General features: G+C 61.6%; 10 protein-coding genes. 7 read left to right on the top strand and 3 right to left on the bottom strand.

What is annotated here, in order from left to right; all coding sequences use genetic code 11:
- Positions 1-79 precede the first annotated feature (79 nt).
- Positions 80-517 carry a MarR family transcriptional regulator gene (locus tag AAEO81_RS23570; RefSeq protein ID WP_341959453.1) on the bottom strand — a complete coding sequence of 146 codons (438 nt, stop codon included), beginning with the start codon at positions 515-517 and terminating at the stop codon, positions 80-82.
- 275 nt (positions 518-792) lie between these two features.
- A complete protein-coding gene (gene recQ, locus AAEO81_RS23575; RefSeq protein ID WP_341959454.1) occupies positions 793-2,919 on the bottom strand; it encodes a DNA helicase RecQ in 2,127 nt (708 codons plus the stop codon).
- A 353-nt stretch (positions 2,920-3,272) separates the two neighbouring features.
- On the opposite strand from recQ, the gene AAEO81_RS23580 reads away from it, so the two are divergent.
- Positions 3,273-3,860 (top strand): YecA family protein, encoded by a 588-nt coding sequence (locus AAEO81_RS23580; protein WP_166593339.1) that lies wholly within the window; start codon positions 3,273-3,275, stop codon positions 3,858-3,860.
- A 9-nt stretch (positions 3,861-3,869) separates the two neighbouring features.
- A complete protein-coding gene (locus tag AAEO81_RS23585) occupies positions 3,870-4,283 on the top strand; it encodes a YbaN family protein (RefSeq protein ID WP_341959455.1) in 414 nt (137 codons plus the stop codon).
- Positions 4,284-4,615: 332 nt separating this feature from the next.
- On the opposite strand, the gene AAEO81_RS23590 is transcribed toward AAEO81_RS23585, so the two are convergent.
- Positions 4,616-10,471 carry a retention module-containing protein gene (locus tag AAEO81_RS23590; RefSeq protein ID WP_341959456.1) on the bottom strand — a complete coding sequence of 1,952 codons (5,856 nt, stop codon included), beginning with the start codon at positions 10,469-10,471 and terminating at the stop codon, positions 4,616-4,618.
- Between the two features lie 421 nt (positions 10,472-10,892).
- Here AAEO81_RS23590 and AAEO81_RS23595 point away from each other — a divergent pair, with 421 nt between their 5' ends.
- From AAEO81_RS23595 to AAEO81_RS23615, 5 genes are all read left to right on the top strand, one after another.
- Complete coding sequence (locus tag AAEO81_RS23595; protein ID WP_341959457.1) at positions 10,893-12,248, top strand: TolC family outer membrane protein; 1,356 nt, start codon at positions 10,893-10,895, stop codon at positions 12,246-12,248.
- A gap of 53 nt (positions 12,249-12,301) precedes the next feature.
- The gene (locus AAEO81_RS23600; protein WP_341964605.1) at positions 12,302-14,467 is read left to right on the top strand and encodes a type I secretion system permease/ATPase; all 2,166 of its coding nucleotides are present in this window, start codon (positions 12,302-12,304) and stop codon (positions 14,465-14,467) included.
- A 12-nt stretch (positions 14,468-14,479) separates the two neighbouring features.
- Entirely contained in the window at positions 14,480-15,823 is a 1,344-nt protein-coding gene (locus tag AAEO81_RS23605; protein WP_166593343.1) for an HlyD family type I secretion periplasmic adaptor subunit, read from the top strand.
- A gap of 109 nt (positions 15,824-15,932) precedes the next feature.
- Positions 15,933-17,281 (top strand): IS3 family transposase gene (locus AAEO81_RS23610; RefSeq protein WP_341958632.1). Its coding sequence is split into 2 segments (ribosomal slippage): positions 15,933-16,397 and positions 16,400-17,281, totalling 1,347 coding nucleotides; the frame shifts between segments, so codons are not numbered across the junction.
- A gap of 501 nt (positions 17,282-17,782) precedes the next feature.
- On the top strand, positions 17,783-18,754 hold the full coding sequence (locus AAEO81_RS23615; RefSeq protein WP_341958838.1) for an IS110 family transposase: 972 nt from the start codon (positions 17,783-17,785) through the stop codon (positions 18,752-18,754).
- Positions 18,755-18,975: the final 221 nt, after the last annotated feature.

Here is an 18,975-nt window from a genome sequence, read left to right on the forward strand (position 1 = left end):
GCAGAATCAGTATGGGTGCAAATAGAACAGGATGTTTCGACAGGTTCAATGTATTTGTCGCTGGCGCAGGGCCATATCGTCAGGATTTTTCCAGATTGCCCAGAATTGTCGAGTGCACACGCATGCAGACCCGCAAATCTGCCTCGTCGATGCCCTCGAACAGCTCATGGCGCAGTGCGGTGGCAATGGTCTCGATTTTTTCGATCAACGGCCGGGCGGTGTCGCTCAACAGGATTTTCTTCGCACGGCGGTCTTCGACGACGGCCTGACGCTTGACCAGGCCCTGGCTTTCCAGGCTGTCGAGCAAACGCGCCAGTGTCGGCCCTTCCACACCCACGCTCTGTGCCAGCTCGCGCTGGGTAGGCGCCGCGTCCTTGAAACGCGCCAAATGCAGCAGCACCAGCCAGCGGGCCTGGGATAACCCGAGATCGGCCAATCGACGGTCCAGCTCCGCACGCCAGCCACGGGACAGATTGGCCAGTTGCATGCCAAAGCGGTGTTCTTCTGTTAACGGCATAGGTAACTCGATGGTTAAAGATGATTCCTAATTAATAGGCAGCTAACCATGGAGCATGGGACGAGGCAAGAGGCCGGATGTGGCGTTTCGTCGCACAGGGGAATGGGAACAAGCGTTCTATCGCAATGCTGCCGAGGCATGGATCGCAAAATGGCAGGAGCAAATTCATTCGCAAGGCGGCGGTGCGTCCGATCGAGATGCGCAAGGTGCACTGGCCCCTCGCGAATGAATTCGCTCCCACAGAGGGTGCGCACGCCTGAATATCGGCGTCCGGGTCAGACTTCGAATTCCGACTGCAACGCCGCGCGCACGCAGTACAGCACGCCTTCCGGCACCCGTCCTGTGAACAGTTCGGCAATCGCAGCCACGGGCGGCAGTTCGCCTTCGCCGTCGAGGAAGGCGTCCTGGATTTCGGTAAGCAGGTCTTCTGGCAGGTCCAGCGCCTGTTCCAGCGACAACTGCTGCTTGCCGATCGCTTCGGCCAGCATCGTGTAGACGTTTTTTTCCGAGCATTGCAGTTGGCCGGCGATCTGCATCGGCGTCATGCCCGCGCGGGCGAGGCTGATCAGCTCGTGACGCAGGTCGGTGACCACCCGTGGCGCCGGGGCCGCGCCGCCCAGCACTTCGAGGAACGCCTCGCCATAACGCTCCAGCTTGCGCGCACCCACGCCGCTGACCCGCGCCATCTCGGCCATGGTGCCGGGCTGGCTGCGGAGCATTTCCAGCAGGGTCGAGTCCGGGAAGATGACGTACGGTGGCACGCCATGTTCCTCCGCCAGCTTGCGGCGCAGCGCACGCAGGGCTTCCCATTGCTCGCGTTCTTCGCCACGCACCAACTGGCTCGCGGGGCTGCCGGACGCTTTCGCGGTGGTCTGGGGTTTGAGGTCGCGGCGCAACTCCAACGTGACTTCGCCGCGCAGCAGCGGGCGGCAGGTGTCGCTCAGGCGCAAGCCGCCGTAGCCTTCAAGGTCGGTGTCCGCGAGACCACGGGCCACCAGTTGACGGAACAGCGTGCGCCATTCGTTCTCACTGCGGCCCTTGCCGACGCCAAAAACAGCCAGTTTCTGATGCCCGAAGCTCTGAACCTTTTCGTTGTCCTTGCCCAGCAACACATCCACCAGATGACCGACGCCGTAACGCTGCCCCGTCCGATAGATCGCCGACAGTGCCTGACGGGCAGGTTCGGTGGCGTCCCAGGTCTGCACGTCGTCGACGCAGTTGTCGCAGTGGCCGCAGGGGTTGGGCATGTCTTCGTCGAAATAGGCCAACAGTGCCTGACGCCGACAGCGGGTTTCTTCGCACAGTGACAACATGGCATCGAGCTTGTGTTGCTCCACGCGCTTGTGGCGCTCGTCGCCTTCGGAGTTTTGCAGCATCTGCTTGAGCATCACCACGTCTTGCAGACCGTAGGCCATCCACGCGTCGGCGGGCAGACCGTCGCGCCCTGCCCGACCGGTTTCCTGATAGTAGGCTTCCAACGATTTGGGCAGGTCCATGTGCGCCACGAACCGGACGTTGGGCTTGTCGATGCCCATGCCGAACGCGATGGTCGCGACCATGATCAGGCCTTCTTCATTAAGGAAGCGGCGCTGATTCTCGGAGCGGGTCTCGATGGGCAGACCGGCGTGGTACGGCAACGCCGGATAGCCGTTGTCGCTCAGAAACGCGGCGGTTTCCTCGACTTTCTTGCGCGACAGGCAATAGACGATTCCGGCATCGCTGCGGCGCTCGGACAGGAACGCCAGCAGCTGTTTGCGCGGCTGTTCCTTGGGCACGATGCGGTAAAAGATGTTGGGACGGTCGAAGCTCGACAGGAAACGCTCGGCGTTCTGCAGGTGCAGGCGGGTGACGATTTCTTCGCGGGTGCGCTTGTCGGCGGTGGCGGTCAGGGCGATGCGCGGAACGTCCGGGAACAGCTCGGCCAGTTGCCCCAGTTGCAGGTATTCCGGGCGGAAATCATGACCCCATTGCGACACGCAGTGGGCTTCGTCGATGGCGAACAGGGCGATCTTGAGGTTTTGCAGAAACGCCAGCATGCGCGGCTGCACCAGACGTTCCGGGGCGAGGTAGAGCATTTTGACTTCGCCCAGCCGGATGCGGTTGGCCAGGTCCCGCTGCTGTTCCGCGCTGAGCGTGGAATTCAGCGCCGCCGCCGACACGCCTAGTTCTTCGAGGGTCGCCACCTGATCGTCCATCAGTGCGATCAGCGGCGACACCACCACCGCCAGGCCATCGCGCAGCAGCCCGGGCACCTGAAAGCACAGGGACTTGCCGCCACCGGTGGGCATCAAGACCAACGCATCACCACCGCTGGCCACGCGCTCGATAATGGCACCCTGGCGACCACGGAAGCTGTCGTAGCCGAAGATGTCTTTAAGTACGCGTTGAGCCTGGTCGAGCATAAATACCCCGGATGGTGCCACGACAGCGGGTGAAACATCGCTGTTGAAATCGCAAAGCGCGGCAGTATACCGGAGCGTTTGAGTAGATAGGACAGCGGTGACACGAGCGGTCGAAATTATCAAAAAGCCGATTCCACGCGGGCTGTGTAAAACGTCGCGAGCGAAGGCAAGACAAGGCAAAAACAGGCAGGAAAGCGGAGTCTAGGGTTTTCTAAATGAGCATTTCCTGCCTGTTTTTAACGCAGTATTGCCGAGCGCAGCAGTTTTACGCAGTCCGCGAAGGCCTCGGCGCTGGCATCTACAAGCCCCAGAGCCTAGAATTCAGCATCGTTTATTTCCAAGGTAGTCCGTCCATGTCCTTCGCTGAGCAATTACACCGCCTGCAAGCCTTCCTCGATGCCGATGAGCTGCATGACGAAGCGCTGGACTATGTAGCCGCCCACGGCTACCTGACCGCGCTCTCGATCTGTGCTGAAACCGTGCCTGACCGGGAGTGGATCGACGCGCTGTTCGCCGAGCCGCCGCACTACGCGGACAAGGCTCAGCACGAGGAAATCGAATCGACGCTGATCCTGCTCAAGGCGCACATCGCCCGTCAGCTGGCGTCGGATGAAGAATTCGAACTGCCCTGCGATCTGGACCTGGGCGATGACCCGGACGACTCCGAACTGCGCGGCTGGTGCATCGGTTTCATGGAAGGTGTCTTCCTACGTGAATCGGCATGGTTCGAGAACGACGAGGAAGAAGTCAGCGAGATGCTGTTGCCGATCATGGTCGGTTCGGGTCTGTTCGACGAGCAGGCCGAGTTCGCTGACATCGCGGCGGATGCGAACCTGATGGACGACATGATCGTGCAGATTCCTGAAGCGCTGACCGCGCTGTATCTGCTGCTGCATGCGCCGGACGAGAAACCGGCGATCCTCAAGCCGCGTCACCACTGAGTCGCGCCTATGGCGCCAGGCAGTTCCAGTCATTCCCCTTCCCGCACGAGTCGGTCCCGGCTCGTGCGGTTTCTGCTGCAGGGTGTCGGCTGGCTGAGTGTGGCGCTCGGCGTGATCGGGATTTTTCTTCCCGTCTTGCCGACGACGCCTTTTCTTCTCCTGGCGGCCGCCTGCTTCGCCCGCAGCTCTCCCCGTTTTTATCATTGGCTGGTCGATCACCCTCGGCTCGGTCCGTGGATTCGTGGGTATCTGGAGGGGGACGGGATTCCGCTGAAGGGCAAGGTCTATGCGATCGGTTTGATGTGGCTGAGCATCGGGTTTTCGTGCTGGCTGGTGCCGATGATTTGGGCGCGGGTCGGGATGGTGGTGTGCGCGGTGGGGGTGTCGGTTTATATCGCGAGGCAGAAGACGTTGAAGCGGTAAAGGCGGCGGTACGTCCGGTACATCTCCATCGCCTGAACCTCTTCGCGAATGAATTCGCTCCCACAGGGGTGTTGCGGCGCGTTTGAATCCTGTGAACGACACAATCCCGCCTCAGCAGCACCGCTACAGACTGCACAACCCTTGAACCCTGCGCAGTCTCCACTGTGGGAGCGAATTCATTCGCGAAGGCGGCGGTACGTCCGATGCATCTCCATCGCCTGCCCATCCGTTCGCGAATGAATTCGCCCCTACAGAGGTGTTGCAGCGTGGCTGAATGGTGCGGTGTTCAAGGCACACCGCAAGCCTTGCCGCCAATCCTCACATCCTGCCGATCACACCGTGTCCACTTTCAGCGAATGATCCCCCAGCATCCCGTTGATAATCGATGCCGTGTCCGCCCCGCCTGCAACAGCGCCTCCGGCCCCTGGCGTGACGCCGTAGTGTTGGGCGAGGTTCACGCCGGCGAGGTCGATGGTTTGCGTTGCCGCACCACCCGCAATGCTGCTGACGTCGATGGTCGAGACCAGCGATGACCCATTCCCGCTCACGCTGAAGTGCAGGAAGTTCTCCAGCGAGTTCGCATCCCCATGCTCGCCCTGCAACAGCTGCGAGAGGTCCAGTTTGTCGATGCCGAAGTTGAAATCGGTGATCGTGTCGTGCCCGGTGTTACCGGCCTGGTAAAGGAAAGTGTCGTGCCCCGGCCCGCCGGTCAGGGTGTTGTTGCCCGGGCCGCCAATGAGGGTGTCGTCGCCCGCCCCGCCGTTCAGCACGTCGTTGCCCAGCCCGCCATTCAACACGTTGTTACCCGAATCACCGGTCAGGTGGTCGTTGTAGTTCGAGCCGATCAGGTTCTGGATGTTCACCAGTGTGTCGGTGCCCGCCCCGCCTGTGTGCTGCGGCCCGGTTTCGGCGGTACTCACGGTCACGCCTGCCGTCGCCAGCGAGTAGTTGGCGGTGTTGTTGCCCGCGCCGCCGTCGAGCAGGTCGTTGCCCGGTCCGCTGAAGAGCGTGTCATTGCCGTTGTCGCCAAACAGCTCGTTGTTGCCCGGCCCCGCCACCAGCACGTCGTTGCCGTCGCCGCCGTGGAGTTCGCTGTTGGCCGCGCCGATCAACACGTCATCGCCTGTCGTGCCCAAGACGGTGTGACCGTCCTGATGGCTGATGTCGATGGGCGCCGTGCTGCTGCCGCCGTGGGCATCGGTGACGGTGTAGATGCTGTGGACATCCGGCGTGGTGTTGACCGCCGCCGTGTCGATGGACAAATGCAGCTCGTAGTTGCCCTGCAGGTCAGGGTCGGCCTGGTTGACCACGATCAGCCGATAGGTCCCGTCTTCGGTCGCGGTGAAGCTGCCGCCGTCGCTGAGGGTGTGGGCCGCGCCGTCTTCGAATTTCCAGGCCATGCCCAGCACGTCGTTGGTCAGGTTGTGATCGACGGTGACGGTTTCCCCCGCTTTCAGCTGCACGCTGTACAGGTCCTGAGCATTGGAGGGTGATGCGTTGACAGCCCCGAGATAGCCGCTGATCACCAACAGCGCCGTGGTGGCGGTGTTGCTGAAGAAGTCGCTGCGGCTGAGGTTTTTCAGCTGATTGACGTCGGTGTCGGAGGTGCCGCTGAAGTTAATGGTTTTCAGCGAACCGGCCTTGAAGTCCGCGCCGCGCAACGTCCAGCCCGTGGCGAAACTGCCGGGCGAAACGGTCAACGCACCGCCATTGCCAGGCTGGTCATTGGCCGCCAGCGCCGCGCCGGGAATCACGATGCTCGACCCACTGAGGTTGGTGATGACGTTGTCAGCCACGGCCACCGGTGCATCGTAGACCGGGGTGGGTGTCACTGGCGCACTGGCTTCGACGTGCACAACAAGATTGGCACCGGCCAGGTCGCCGTCGTAGTCGCTGAGCACGTAGTGAATGTTGTCCGTCGCAGACTGCGTCAGGCCCGCCGCCGGGGTGTAGCTGTAGTCGCCGGTGTTCATGTTGACCACCAGCGTGCCGTGTTGGCCGGTCACGGTGAGGGTGTTGCTCATGCCCTCGAAGCTGCCGTGGTTCGGGCCGCCGCTGACGGTCACGCCGCCCTGATGGCTGTACGCCTGAGGGTTGAATGTGTAGGTCGTGCCCTCGACGCTGATGGATTTGACGAAGCCCTGATCCGCGCCAAAGGTCCCGCCTTCCAGCAGGCTGCCCTGCACGCCACCCTGCACCGTGCCGCTGAGCACGGCGTTCAACTGGCCGAGGTCGGTAACGATCACCGCGCTGGTGTTGCTGCCCGTGGCGCCGTTGTAGGCGACGGGGTTCAGGTATTGGCTGCTGATGTCAGTGCCGACGCCAATCGCGAAAGCGTTGATGCCGTGACTGTCGAGGAAGTGGGTCCAGACGACTTCTTCGCTCGGGCTGATGCCGTCGCCGCGCCCCGGATTCGGCACATGGCTCGGATCGGAATGCTGTGGCGATACGGTCGGGTTGCCGTCCGAGAAGAAGTACGCCAGGTTCTGTGCCCCGGCGAGTGCGCCCTTCTGCACGAACGCGGTTTGCGCAGACGCCAGCGCCGCGTCGTAGTTGGTGCCGTTGCCGGCGGTGATCGCGTTGACCATGTTCTTGGCCGTGGCCACGTCGACCCACTGATCGCTGGCGATGTTGGCCTGGCTGTTGAACGTCACCAGTTGCACGCGCACGTCGCCGAGGGCTTCGTACTTGTCGAGCAGCGCGACGATGGCTTGTTTTTCCAGTCCCAGACGGGTCAGTCCGTTGACCCCTGAGGCCTCGTTCATGCTCGCCGAGTTGTCGACGATAAGCATCAGGTTGCTGTTGACCGGGTCAGTGGTGACGGTTTTTTCAAGGTTTGCGGCCTGAGGTTGGTCGTCCACGATGTTGACCACGATTTGCGCCGTCGACGACTGGCCCAGCGAGTCGGTCACGGTGTAGTTGAAGGCTTCGTGGGTGACGTTGGCCCCATCGTTGGCGGCAGGCGTGGTACTCGGCGGCGAGGTCAGGGTGTAGGTGTAGCTGCCATCTGTGTTCAGGTGCAGGACGCCGTATTGCCCTTGAACGGTGCCGTTCTGCGCGCCTTCAGCGGTGAAGGTCAGCGCACCGGTGCCGCCCTGCACCGAGTTGGCGACGCTGCCGCTGCCGGTTTCTGCGGTGGAACCGGGATTGCTGCCGGTCACGATGCCGGGCGCCAGATCCTGCCCGTCTTTGTGGGTGTCGAGGGCGCTTTCCTGCACAGTGACGTCGTTGTCGTTGCAGGCCACCGGTGGGCACGGGGCGGCCACGTTGATGTTGACGGTGACGGTGGTGGTGCTGGTGTCGCCGTCGGCATCGCGAATGGTGTAGGTGAACACATCCTGCTCACCTTGCGGCCCGACGTGGGACGGGTCGCTGTGGTAGGTCGCGTTGCCCTGGTTGTCGACAATCAGCGTGCCGTACGCCCCGGTGATCACGCTGTTCAGCCCGCCGATGACAGGCGTGGTGGTGTCGCCACCGGCCCGTACGCCGACGATCAACCCGTTGGGACCGGCGCCATCCGCACCCGCGGTATCGTTGAGCAGCAAGTTGCCGCTGGTTTCGCCCCCTGCCACGACGTTGCCGATGTCGCTGTGCGCTTGGGGTGTGTCGTCGAGGATCTTGACCACAAGGGTGCCGTCACGCACGTCGCCATTGGTGTCCACGGCGTGCACGGGGATTGGGTCGCTCAGCGAAGTGCCGTCGCCCTGGTTGTGATTTTCCGCCTCATTCAGCGTGTAGGTGTAAGTCACGTCGCCGGTGGTGGGGTCGTAATGCAGCACGGTCAGCGAGTTGCCCGAGGGCAGCGTGGTGGACTGCGGTGACGACAGCGGCACGCCGTGATCGACCACGACGATGCCGCCAATGATCAGGTTTTGCACGCCGTCCGGCGCGGTCACCTTGATCGTGCCGGTCTGGGTCAGCGCATCGTGATCCGGGTGCGAACCGCCCGGCAGGTTGGCTTCATCGACCGTGCAATCGCCGCCGCCAATCATCGGGCCGTCGTTGTGGTAGACGTTGACGGTGATCGTGGTGGTGCTGGTGTCGCCGTCCGCGTCACGAATGCTGTAGGTGAAGATGTCTTTCATGTCGCCATGCCCGCCCGAATTCGGGTTGGCCATATAGGACGCCTGCCCGCTGGCGTCCACGGTCAGGGTGCCGTACAGCCCCTGAATCACGGTTCCGACGCCACCGGTGACCGGCGTCGACGTGTCCTCGCCCGCGCGAACACCGATAATCAAGCCACCCGCCCCCGGACCATCGGCCCCGGCGTGGTCGTTGGCGAGGATGTTGCCGCTGGTTTCGCCGCCTTCTTTTACATAGCCAATGTCGGCGGTGGCTTGCGGCACGTCGTCGGTGACGTGGACGTTGATGTTGCCGTCGGCGGTGTCACCGTCATTGTCCACGGCATGCACGGCGATCTGTTCGTTGTTGACCGTGCCGTCGCCCTGATTGTGGGTTTCCGCACCATTGAGGGTGTAGCTGTAGGTGACCTCGCCGGTGGCCGGGTCGTAATGCAGCACTGTGAACGTGCTACCCGACGGCAAGGTGACGGATTGCGGCGACGTCAGCGGGTGGCCGTTTTCCACGACGTTGATGCCGCCGACGGTCAGGGTTTGCAGGCCATCCGGAGCGGTGATCTTGACCGTGCCGGTCTGGGTCAGCGCGGCGGCGTTCGGGTCAGTGCCGTCCGGCAGGTTGGCTTCGTTGAGGGTGCAGTCGCTGCCGCCGATGATCACGCCGTCGTTGTGGTAGACGTTGACGGTGACCGTGGTGGTGCTGGTGTCACCATCCGCATCGCGAATGGTGTAGGTGAAGATGTCCTTCACGTCGTCGTGGCCACCCGAATTCGGGTTGGCGACGTAGGACGCCTGGCCGCTCGCATCCACGGTCAGGGTGCCGTAGAGCCCTTGAATCACCGTACCAACGCCACCGAACACCGGGGCAGAGGTGTTATCGCCCGCGCGCACGCCGACAATCAAACCGCCCGACCCAGGGCCGTCGGCACCGGCCACGTCGTTCCCCAGAATGTTGCCGCTGGTTTCGCCGCCCTCCTTGACGTAGCCGATGTCCGGATTGGCCTGAGGCACGTCATCGAGCACGTGCACGTTGATGCTGCCGTTGGCGGCGTCGCCGTTGCTGTCCACCGCGTGCACGGGGATCTGCTCGTCATTGACGGTGCCCGCGCCCTGATTGTGGGTTTCGGGGCCTGTGAGCGTGTAGGTGTAGCTGGCCTCCCCGGTGCTCGGGTTGTAGCCGAGGATCGTGAGGGTGTTGCCGGATGGCAGGGTGATGGTTTGCGGCGAACTCATCGGTACGCCGTTGACCACCACGTCGACGCCACCGATGGTCAGGGTCAGCAGGCCGTCCGGGGCGCTGACCTTGATCACGCCGTTCTGGGTCAACGCGCCCGAATTCGGCGCGCTGCCGTCCGCAAGGTTGGCCTCGTTCAGCGTGACCTCGCTGGCGCCCAGCGCGACGCCATAGTTCACGGGCGGCGGAGGCGGCTCGTCAGGCGGTGGCTGATCCGGTGGCGGTTGGTCAGGCGGAGGCTGGTCAGGCGGAGGTTGATCCGGCGGTGGCTGGTCGGGTGGCGGTTGATCAGGCGGCAGCGTCACCACAGGCGGTTCGTCCGGTGGGGTGACGATCGGCGGCAGGTTGTCGCCTGGGCTGCCATCACCAAAGCGGCCGACTTCACCCTCAGGCACGAGAAAAGTGGTGGTAATGCCGGCCGTCGGGAAGCCCACGACCGGGTTCACCACGCCAGCGGTTTCGGTCAGCAGCACGAAGGTGTGTCCGCCGCCCAGCGCGGAAGGTGAACCGCCAGGGTTGGCGGTGCCTGCGGCGGGCGCGTCTGTCACTTGGCTCGGGTCGGCACCGGCTGCGATCAGCTGTTGCAGCTGCTGCACGTCGGCCAGTTGCGACTGGCTCGGGGCCGTGGCGTCGGGGGTGTCCACATGGGTGGCGTGATTGGCGAGGATTTCCTGCGTCAGCGGCATGCTGCTGTCCCGTCCGAGGGTCAGTTCGCCCCCCTTGGCCAAGTGCACCGCCACGGCACCGGTCGCGCCGGTTTCCAGCAATTCACCGGCGAACACCTTGTCGCCTTCGATCACCAATCGCTTGGTGCCGTTGCTGGCCACCGCAAAAACATCCCCCACGACTGTCCGAACCGTACCGATCAACTTGGCCATATCCACTCCCTTGCTGCATAAACCGGATCAAAAAATGTTACGAATCCAACAAAAACTGTTCGATCGGCGCACAGAAATGGCTTGGAGCTACTATCCACCGACAATTTTATGTCGCTGAATCTTTTCAAGTTTTTTGCTCGAAAAACCACTTGATCAACCGCCGTCAAATTTCCGTTGAAACTCCCTTCGCAACCATAAGACGCCCGTAAAACGTTGAATACAGGCAATTCCTGAATTTCACCTTCGCCTGAATTCATAAAATGACATAAGTTTTTTTTGGAATAAGGGATATGAAAAAAACGTCTGAGCATTTCCGAAAGTTGTTCTTAGCTGTGATGTTACAAACCTGATACGGTTTTAACAGCACCAATCGCCGGTTTTTTGGCGTACGCAGCACGACAATTATCCAGGGAGAGTTTCCATGCGCGATTTGACCCCGCTCTACAGTGCAGTTGTGTTGGCGGTGGCCTGCGCCCAAGCGCAAGCCATGTCGCTGAATCAAGCGATTCAGAACACCATCGACAATCACCCGGAAATTCACTCCAACGTGAACAACCGATTGTCCGCCGACGAGGACGTGAAAATTGCCAAGGGAGGCTATCTCCCGACCGTGGATCTGGTGGCGGCATACGGTCGTGAACACACCGACAGCCCCACCACCCGTTTCGTGGGTAACCACAACGAAGAAACCCTGAACTACACCCAATCCGAGCTGCGTCTGCGGCAGATGCTGTTCGACGGGTTTAACACCAAGAACGAAGTCGGACGCACCCAGGCCGTCGTCAACTCCCGTGCGTATTACTTGCGCGGCACCTCGGAAGACCTTGCCCTGCGGGCCATTGAGGTGTACCTGGAAGTGCTCAAGCGCCGTGAGCTGCTGGATCTGGCGAAGAACAATCTGCAAGCGCACCTGCGCATCAACGACCAGATCGGTCTGCGCACCAATCGCGGCATCGGCAGCAACGCTGACAGCGATCAGTCCAAGGCCCGCCGCGCCCTGGCCGAGAACAACTACTACACCGCACAGGTCGATCTGGCCGACGCCGAAGCCAACTTCTTCAGCGCCGTGGGCAAGACGCCCGACGAGCTGGAAGCCCCGCCGTCCATCAGAGGGGAAGTGCCCAAGAGCCTGACCGACGCCAAGCAAAGCATGCTGGTGAACAACTCCTACCTGAAATCCGCCCAGGCCGACGTCAACGCTGCCGAGAAACAGTACGAGGTTGCCAAGTCGCCCTTTTACCCGCGTTTCGATGGCGAACTGGCTGTCGGCGCAAACAACAACATCGCCGGTGAGGAAGGCCACGACAACGAATGGCGCGCCGCCGTGGTGATGAATTACAACCTGTTCAACGGCAATCGCGACAAGGCCCGCCTCAACTCGGACGCCTACAAGACCGGACAGGCAATGGACATTCGCAATAACGCACTGCGGATGATCAACGAGAACCTGTCGCTGGCCTGGAACGCCATGAACAACGCGCGCGTTCAGACTCCGATTGCCCGGGAATACGCCGAAACCACCACCAAAGTCCGCGCCGCGTATCAGGATCAGTTCGGCCTCGGCCAGCGCACCCTGCTCGACTTGCTGGACAGTGAAAACGAGCTGTACAACGCCGCCCGTCGCTACACCGAACTGCGTTACACCGAGGAATATTCGATGTACCGCGTACTGGCCACCGAAGGTGAGCTGTTGAGCAAGGCGCGTGTGGTTTTGCCCGCGGCTGCTGTTGCTCTGACGGAAGTCAAGAGCGAAGCCCGGCTGCCCGACCTGAAGTAGTGAAGTAGCGATGTAGTCAAGCGCGCAAGCGCTGGGAGAAGTCTGTGACCAGCATGGAACTGCCTGATTTAGAACCGGCTCAGCCGTTCGACCCCCGTTCGAACTTCGACGACCCGCTGCTGGATGGCCTGCTCATCCTCTGTCGGCTCCACGATTGCAACGCCAGCCGCAGCAGCCTCAGCGCTGGCCTGCCCCTGGCGCAGCAATCCCTGAGCGTCGATCTTCTCCCCCGCGCCGCTGCCCGCGCCGGTTTGCAAGCGCGCATTCTGCGCCGCGACCTCAACGCCATCGACGGCCTCAACCTCCCGGTTCTGCTGCTGCTCAAGGGCAACCGCTGCGCGATTCTCCGACGTTGGGAAGACGATGGACGCGCGCTGATTCTTCCGAGCGAAGCCGATGGCGGCGAGCAACGGGTCACCCGCGAAGAGCTGCAAACGCTCTACACCGGCCAAGCCCTGTTCGCCCGCCCTCGTCATGAGCTGGAAAACCTGCGCGCGCCGCTGGTGCCGAGGGTCAACGCCTGGTTTCGCGACACGATAAAGCTGTCTCGCGGGCTGTATGGCGATGCGATTCTGGCGAGCCTGCTGATCAACTTGCTCGGCCTGATGGTGCCGCTGTTCGTCATGCAGACCTACGACCGCGTCGTGCCCAATCAGGCGACCTCGACCTTGTGGGTGTTGGCCATCGGGCTGTTGATCGGCACCGGCTTCGAACTGACCTTGCGACTGGTGCGTGCGCACCTGCTGGATCAGGCCGGGAAGAAGACCGACGTGATCCTCTCCGCGACCCTGTTCGAGCGCATCACCGGCATGGCGATGAAAGCGCGTCCGGCCAGCATCGGCGGCTTCGCCCAGAGCATTCACGACTTTCAGGGTCTGCGGGAATTCCTCACCGCCGTCACCCTGACCAGCATTATCGACTTGCCGTTCGCCGTGTTGATGCTGGCGGTGATCGGTCTGCTCGGCGGCTGGCTGGTGGTGATTCCGTTGGTGGCGTTCCCGGTCACCATTCTGTTCGCGTGGATCATCCAGATCCGCCTGCGCGACACCGTTGAACGCAGCCTGGCGCTCGGCGCAGAACGGCAAGCGCTGTTGGTGGAAACCCTCGGCGGCCTGGAAACTCTCAAGGCCTGCGGCGCCGAGAGCGAACGCCAGCACAAATGGGAATCGACCCACGGCGCCCTCACCCGCCTCGACAGCCACGCCCGTGACCTTTCGGCGCTGGCCAGCAACGGCACGCTGTTCATCCAGCAGTTTTCGGGCATGGCGACCATCGTGGCCGGGGTCTACATCATCATCGCTGGCAACCTCAGCGTCGGTGCGCTGGTGGCCAGCTACATGCTCGGCAGCCGCGTGCTCGCACCGCTCGGGCAAATCGCCGGGTTGATCACGCGCTACCAGCAGGCGCAGGTCACGATGAAAAGCACCGACGCGCTGATGGCCCTGCCTCAAGAACGCGAGCAAGGCAAAAACCCGCTGCAGCACACGCTGCTCAAGGGCGACATTCAGGTGGTCAACGCCAGCTTTGCCTACGGCGGGCCGGGCACAGCGGCGGCGTTGCACGACGTCAGCATCAGCATCAAGCCCGGCGAGCGCATCGGCATCATTGGCCGTAGCGGTTCGGGCAAAAGCACGCTGGCCCGTTTGATGATGGGGTTCTACGCCCCGGACGCGGGCCAGTTGCTGCTGGACGGCCTGGACCTGCGCCAGGTGGACGTGGCGGATTTGCGTCAACAAGTGGGATACGTCGCCCATGATCTGCCGCTGCTGGCCGGGAGCCTGCGGGACAACCTGACCCTCGGCGCCCGCTACGTCACCGATGCGCGGATGCTCGAAGTGGCGGAGCTGACGGGCGCGACCGAACTGGCGCGCAATCATCCCATGGGCTTCGATCGGCCGGTCGGTGAGCGTGGGCAGTTGCTGTCCGGCGGGCAGCGGCAGGCGGTGCTGATGGCGCGAGCCTTATTGCTTGACCCACCGATCATGCTGCTCGACGAACCCACCAGCCACATGGACAACGCCAGCGAAGACGTCCTGCGGCAGAAGCTGTTCGACCGGATGCAGGGCAAGACGCTGCTGCTGGTCACCCACCGCATGTCGATGCTCAGTCTGGTGGATCGGCTGGTGGTGCTGGACAACGGCAAAGTCGTGGCCGACGGCCCCAAGGCGCTGGTCGTCGAAGCACTGCGCAAGGGCCGCGTCGGCCCGTCTTCGGTTTAAGGAGCGTCAACCATGTCTTCCGCTCACCGTTATTTTCATCCGGGCCGTCAGGTCGATCTTGAGTTCATGCCCGAGGTCGCCGGCGTCGCCGCGCAGGATTCATCCCGAGGCGCCCGAATCACCGTGTGGATCGCCGCCGCGCTGATCGTCACCGCGCTGGTCTGGGCTAAATTCGCGGTGCTCGAAGAAGTCACCATGGGCGAAGGCAAGGCGATTCCGTCGAGCAAGGTTCAGGTGATTCAGAACCTTGAAGGCGGCATCGTCACCGAGATTTTCGTCCGTGAAGGACAGATCGTGAACAAGGGCGACACCCTGCTGCGCCTGGATGACACGCGGTTTCTGTCGAACAAGGGCGAGAGCGAGGTCGATAAATACACGCTGATGGCGCAAGTGGATCGGCTGTCGGCGGAGTCCGAAGGGCGTCCGTTCAAGCCGTCGGCCGTGGTGCTGAGCAAGGCGCCACAAGTCGCGGCGGACGAGCAGGCGTTGTACGACTCGCGCCAGCGGCGTCTGGCCAGCGAGCAGCGCACGTTGCAGGAACAGTTGCGGCAGAAGATGCAGGAAGTCGCCGAGTTTCGCTCCAAGCAGGATCAGTACCGCAATCAGCTGGGGTTCATTCAGCAGGAGCTGAGCATGTCGGCGCCCCTGGTGAACAGCGGCGCGGTGTCGCCGGTGGAAATCATCCGGCTCAAGGGCAAAGCGTCCGAGGCGCGCGGGCAAATGGACGCGACCTCGCTGGCGATTCCCCGGGCTGAAGCGGCGATCAATGAGATCAAGAGCAAGATCCAGGAATCCCTCGACAGCTTCCGCTCGGACGCTACAAAAGACTTGAACGACAAACGCTCGGATCTGGCCAAAGCCAGCGCCACCAGCATCGCCATCGACGACCGCGTGACCCGCACCACCGTCACCTCTCCGGTCAAAGGCATCGTGAAAACGCTCAAGGTCAACACCATCGGCGGCGTGGTCCAGCCTGGCAGCGACATGGTGGAAATCGTGCCGCTGGACGACAACCTGCTGATCGAAGCCAAAGTCCGCCCGCAAGACGTCGCCTTCCTCCACCCCGGCCAGAAAGCCATGGTCAAGTTCAGCGCCTACGACTACACCATCTACGGCGGCCTGCCCGCCAAACTGGAACTCATCGGCGCCGACACCACCACCGACGACAAGGGCAACACCTTCTACCTGATCCAGGTCCGCACCGACCGCAACCACTTGGGCAGCAACGAGAAACCCCTGCTGATCATCCCCGGCATGGTCGCGACGGTGGACATCATCACGGGTGAGAAGAGCGTGATGGATTATTTGCTGAAGCCGGTGTTGAAGGCGCGGACTGAGGCGTTGCGGGAGCGGTGAGCGCGGGGTGTCAGACAGACCGCCTTCGCTGCCGTCGTAACCTCCGGCGTCTCCCACAGGATGAACTGCCCCCAAGAAGTTGGACACCCATCCAACCCCTGGGGGATCTATGATCAAGTACACCGAGCAGTTCAAGCTCACGGCGGTCACCGCCTACCTGAACGGCACCAACGGCTTCCGAACAGTGGCCAGACATTTTGGCATCGACTTCAGTCTCCTTCGACGCTGGGTCGCCAGTTATCGGACTGGCAACAGCATCAAGCCAATGTCGTATGCGCGGCGGTACAGCGAGGATTTCAAGCGCCAAGTCTTGACCTACATGCATGAGCATCGACTTTCGCTACGCCAGACCGCTGCGCATTTTGACCTTGGGCGGTCCTCCCTGATAGGCATCTGGCAACGCCAGTATTACAGTGACAGTCCTGTCACCCCTACTGCCATCCAGCCAGCCGACACGCCCATGAAAATCAAACCCGCCAAACCCACCGACACCAACGATGCACAAAAGCCACGAGAGCAGTTGATGGCTGAACTTGAGTACATGCGCATGGAGAACGCTGTCCTAAAGGAGCTCAAGGCCCTGCGCGAGGAAAAGGAGCGAACACGGGGGAAAAAGTCCTGATCGTCCGCAAACTCAAGCACCGATTCCCATTGCCCGACCTCCTTGAGCTGGTCGGGCTGGCACGCAGCACCTTCTATTACCAGGTCAAGGCTGAGCAGAAACCGGACCGGCATGCGGCGCTCAAGGAACGGGTGCAGCAGGAATATCACAAGCAGAGAGGGCTGTATGGCTATCGGCGTATTGCGCTTGCGCTCAGAAAGGAAGGAACGCTGGTCAACAAGAAGGTCATCGAACGGCTGATGGCCGAACAGGGTTTGCAATCGGTCGTACGGCCCAAGAAATACCGTTCCTACCGGGGGACTGTTGGCAAAATCGCCGCGAACCTGCTGGAGCGTAATTTTCATGCACCCCGGCCAAAACAGAAGTGGGTAACCGACGTCACCGAGTTCAAAGTGGGTCAGCAGAAGCTCTACTTGTCTCCTGTGATGGATTTGTACAACGGCGAAATCATCGCGTACGAAACAGCCAGTCGGCCTTACTACGAATTGGTGGGGAACATGCTCGACAAGGCGTTGGCTTGCTTGGGAGACGCGCCCAAACTGGTCGTTCATTCGGACCAGGGGTGGCACTACCAACAGCCACGCTATCGCCACGCACTCAGCGAAAAAGGCGTGAAGCAGAGCATGTCCCGCAAAGGCAATTGCCTGGATAATGCGGCGATGGAGAGTTTTTTCGGCACGCTGAAGTCAGAGTTTTTCTACCTGAAGCGTTTCGAGAGTGTGGAAGAATTGAAGGTCGGCCTGGATGAGTACATTCATTACTACAACCATGACCGCATCAAGCTGAGGCTCAATGGCATGAGTCCTGTTGAATACAGGACTCAGGCTGCGGCGTAAACTGTCCAACTTTTGGGGGGCAGTTCAGGATTGGCGAAACCCTGGACGCTCGCGGCTGGCACCTGAGCGTTGTTGATTCTGGCAGAGGGCTGCGGGACTGACTGGCACGGTCCAGGCTCTTGATTCTGGCCGAAGGCCGTAGGAGCTGGCTTGCCTGCGATCTGTTGCGAAGCGACAGCAGAATCAGAGACCTCTGTTGTATCTGACACACTGTCATCCAATTTTGCGACTGCTGCGCAGCCGATCGCAGGCAAGCCAGCTCCTTGTATCTCGACTCTGGCGTTTCATCGCGCCATAGTTCTCGACTGATCATCGAGGGAGAGCCGGGAAGCTGTTCAGCTCCTAAGGCCTCAGAGCTTACAAAGTAGATAGAGCTCCGGTTCTCCAACCTCACTCGAAAAGTCCGAACGGTATCCAGTGCGCGCCTTCGGCGTGAGCACGCATGTACAAGGCAGGACCGGGTGACGCGATGATCGTGTGCAATCGACTCTGGAGAGCGCCATGTCTGCTTTTGTTGGCATCGATATCGCCAAAAACTCATTTGATATCGCCACCCCGCTGGATAACGGGAAGTTCAGGACCAAAGCCAGGCTGGCCAATAATCCCAAGGGTTATCAGGTGCTGCTCGACTGGCTTACCACCCACTCCGAGCCCCATGCCTGGGTCGTGATGGAAGCCACCAGCGTCTACCACCAGGGCGTTGCTGATTGCCTTCACGCTCACGGATACCGGGTGTGCATCGTCAACCCTGCGATCCTCCACCAGTACGGCAAGGATGAGCTGCGCCGGGTCAAAACCGACAAGGCCGATGCAAAGCTGATCGCCCGCTATGCGCAAGACAAGCACACCAGACTGCGCGAGTGGGTGCCGGAGCCCGCGCCACGTCGGCGCTTGCGCGCGTTGGTGCGTCGACTGGAAGATTTGCAGGAAATTCAGCAGATGGAAAGCAATCGTCTGGATGTCGCCGAAGACAAGGTCAAAGCGTCGATCGAGTCGGTGATCAGCCACGTCAAGCAACAGATCGACGAGACCAGGAAAGCGATCAAAGACAATATTGACGACGATCCTGACCTGCGCCAGAAGCGCGATCTGATCGTGACCATCGACGGGCTGGGGGATACGACCGCAGCGCTGATCCTGGCCGAACTCGGCGACCCATTGGATTACAAGGGCCCCAAATCTATCGTTGCCTTTGCGGGCCTGGACCCACGTTGTGCTAGCTCGGGAGAGTCGGTAGGCCCGACCCATATATCCAAAACCGGCTCGAAAAGGCTGCGCGCCGGGCTTTACATGCCAGGCATGGCTGGCCTAAAGCACAACGCGGTGTTGCGAGAGCTAAAGACCCGGATGCGCGCCAATGGGAAAGCCCCAAAAGAGATCATCTGTGCAGCAATGCGAAAGCTGCTGCATCTGGTCTATGGCGTGCTGAAATCGGGCAAGCCGTTCGACGCAGAAATTGCGCTTGCCCGGTGATGGGCAAGACGGTATCTACGCCTTCGGCAGAATCAAAAGCCTGGACCGCGCCAGACCTACGCCTTCGGCCAGAATTAAAGGCCCGGAACGCACCTTTCCCACAGCGTCCGGCAGAATCAAAAGCGGCCAGATGTCAGCCGCGAGCATTGCGGACGCCGCCAATCCTGTGGGAGACGCCGGAGGTTACGACGGCAGCGAAGGCGGTCGAGCTGACACACCTC

Origin of the sequence: Pseudomonas sp. RC10, assembly GCF_038397775.1 — a bacterium.
In the GTDB taxonomy this organism is placed as follows: domain Bacteria; phylum Pseudomonadota; class Gammaproteobacteria; order Pseudomonadales; family Pseudomonadaceae; genus Aquipseudomonas; species Aquipseudomonas bambusae.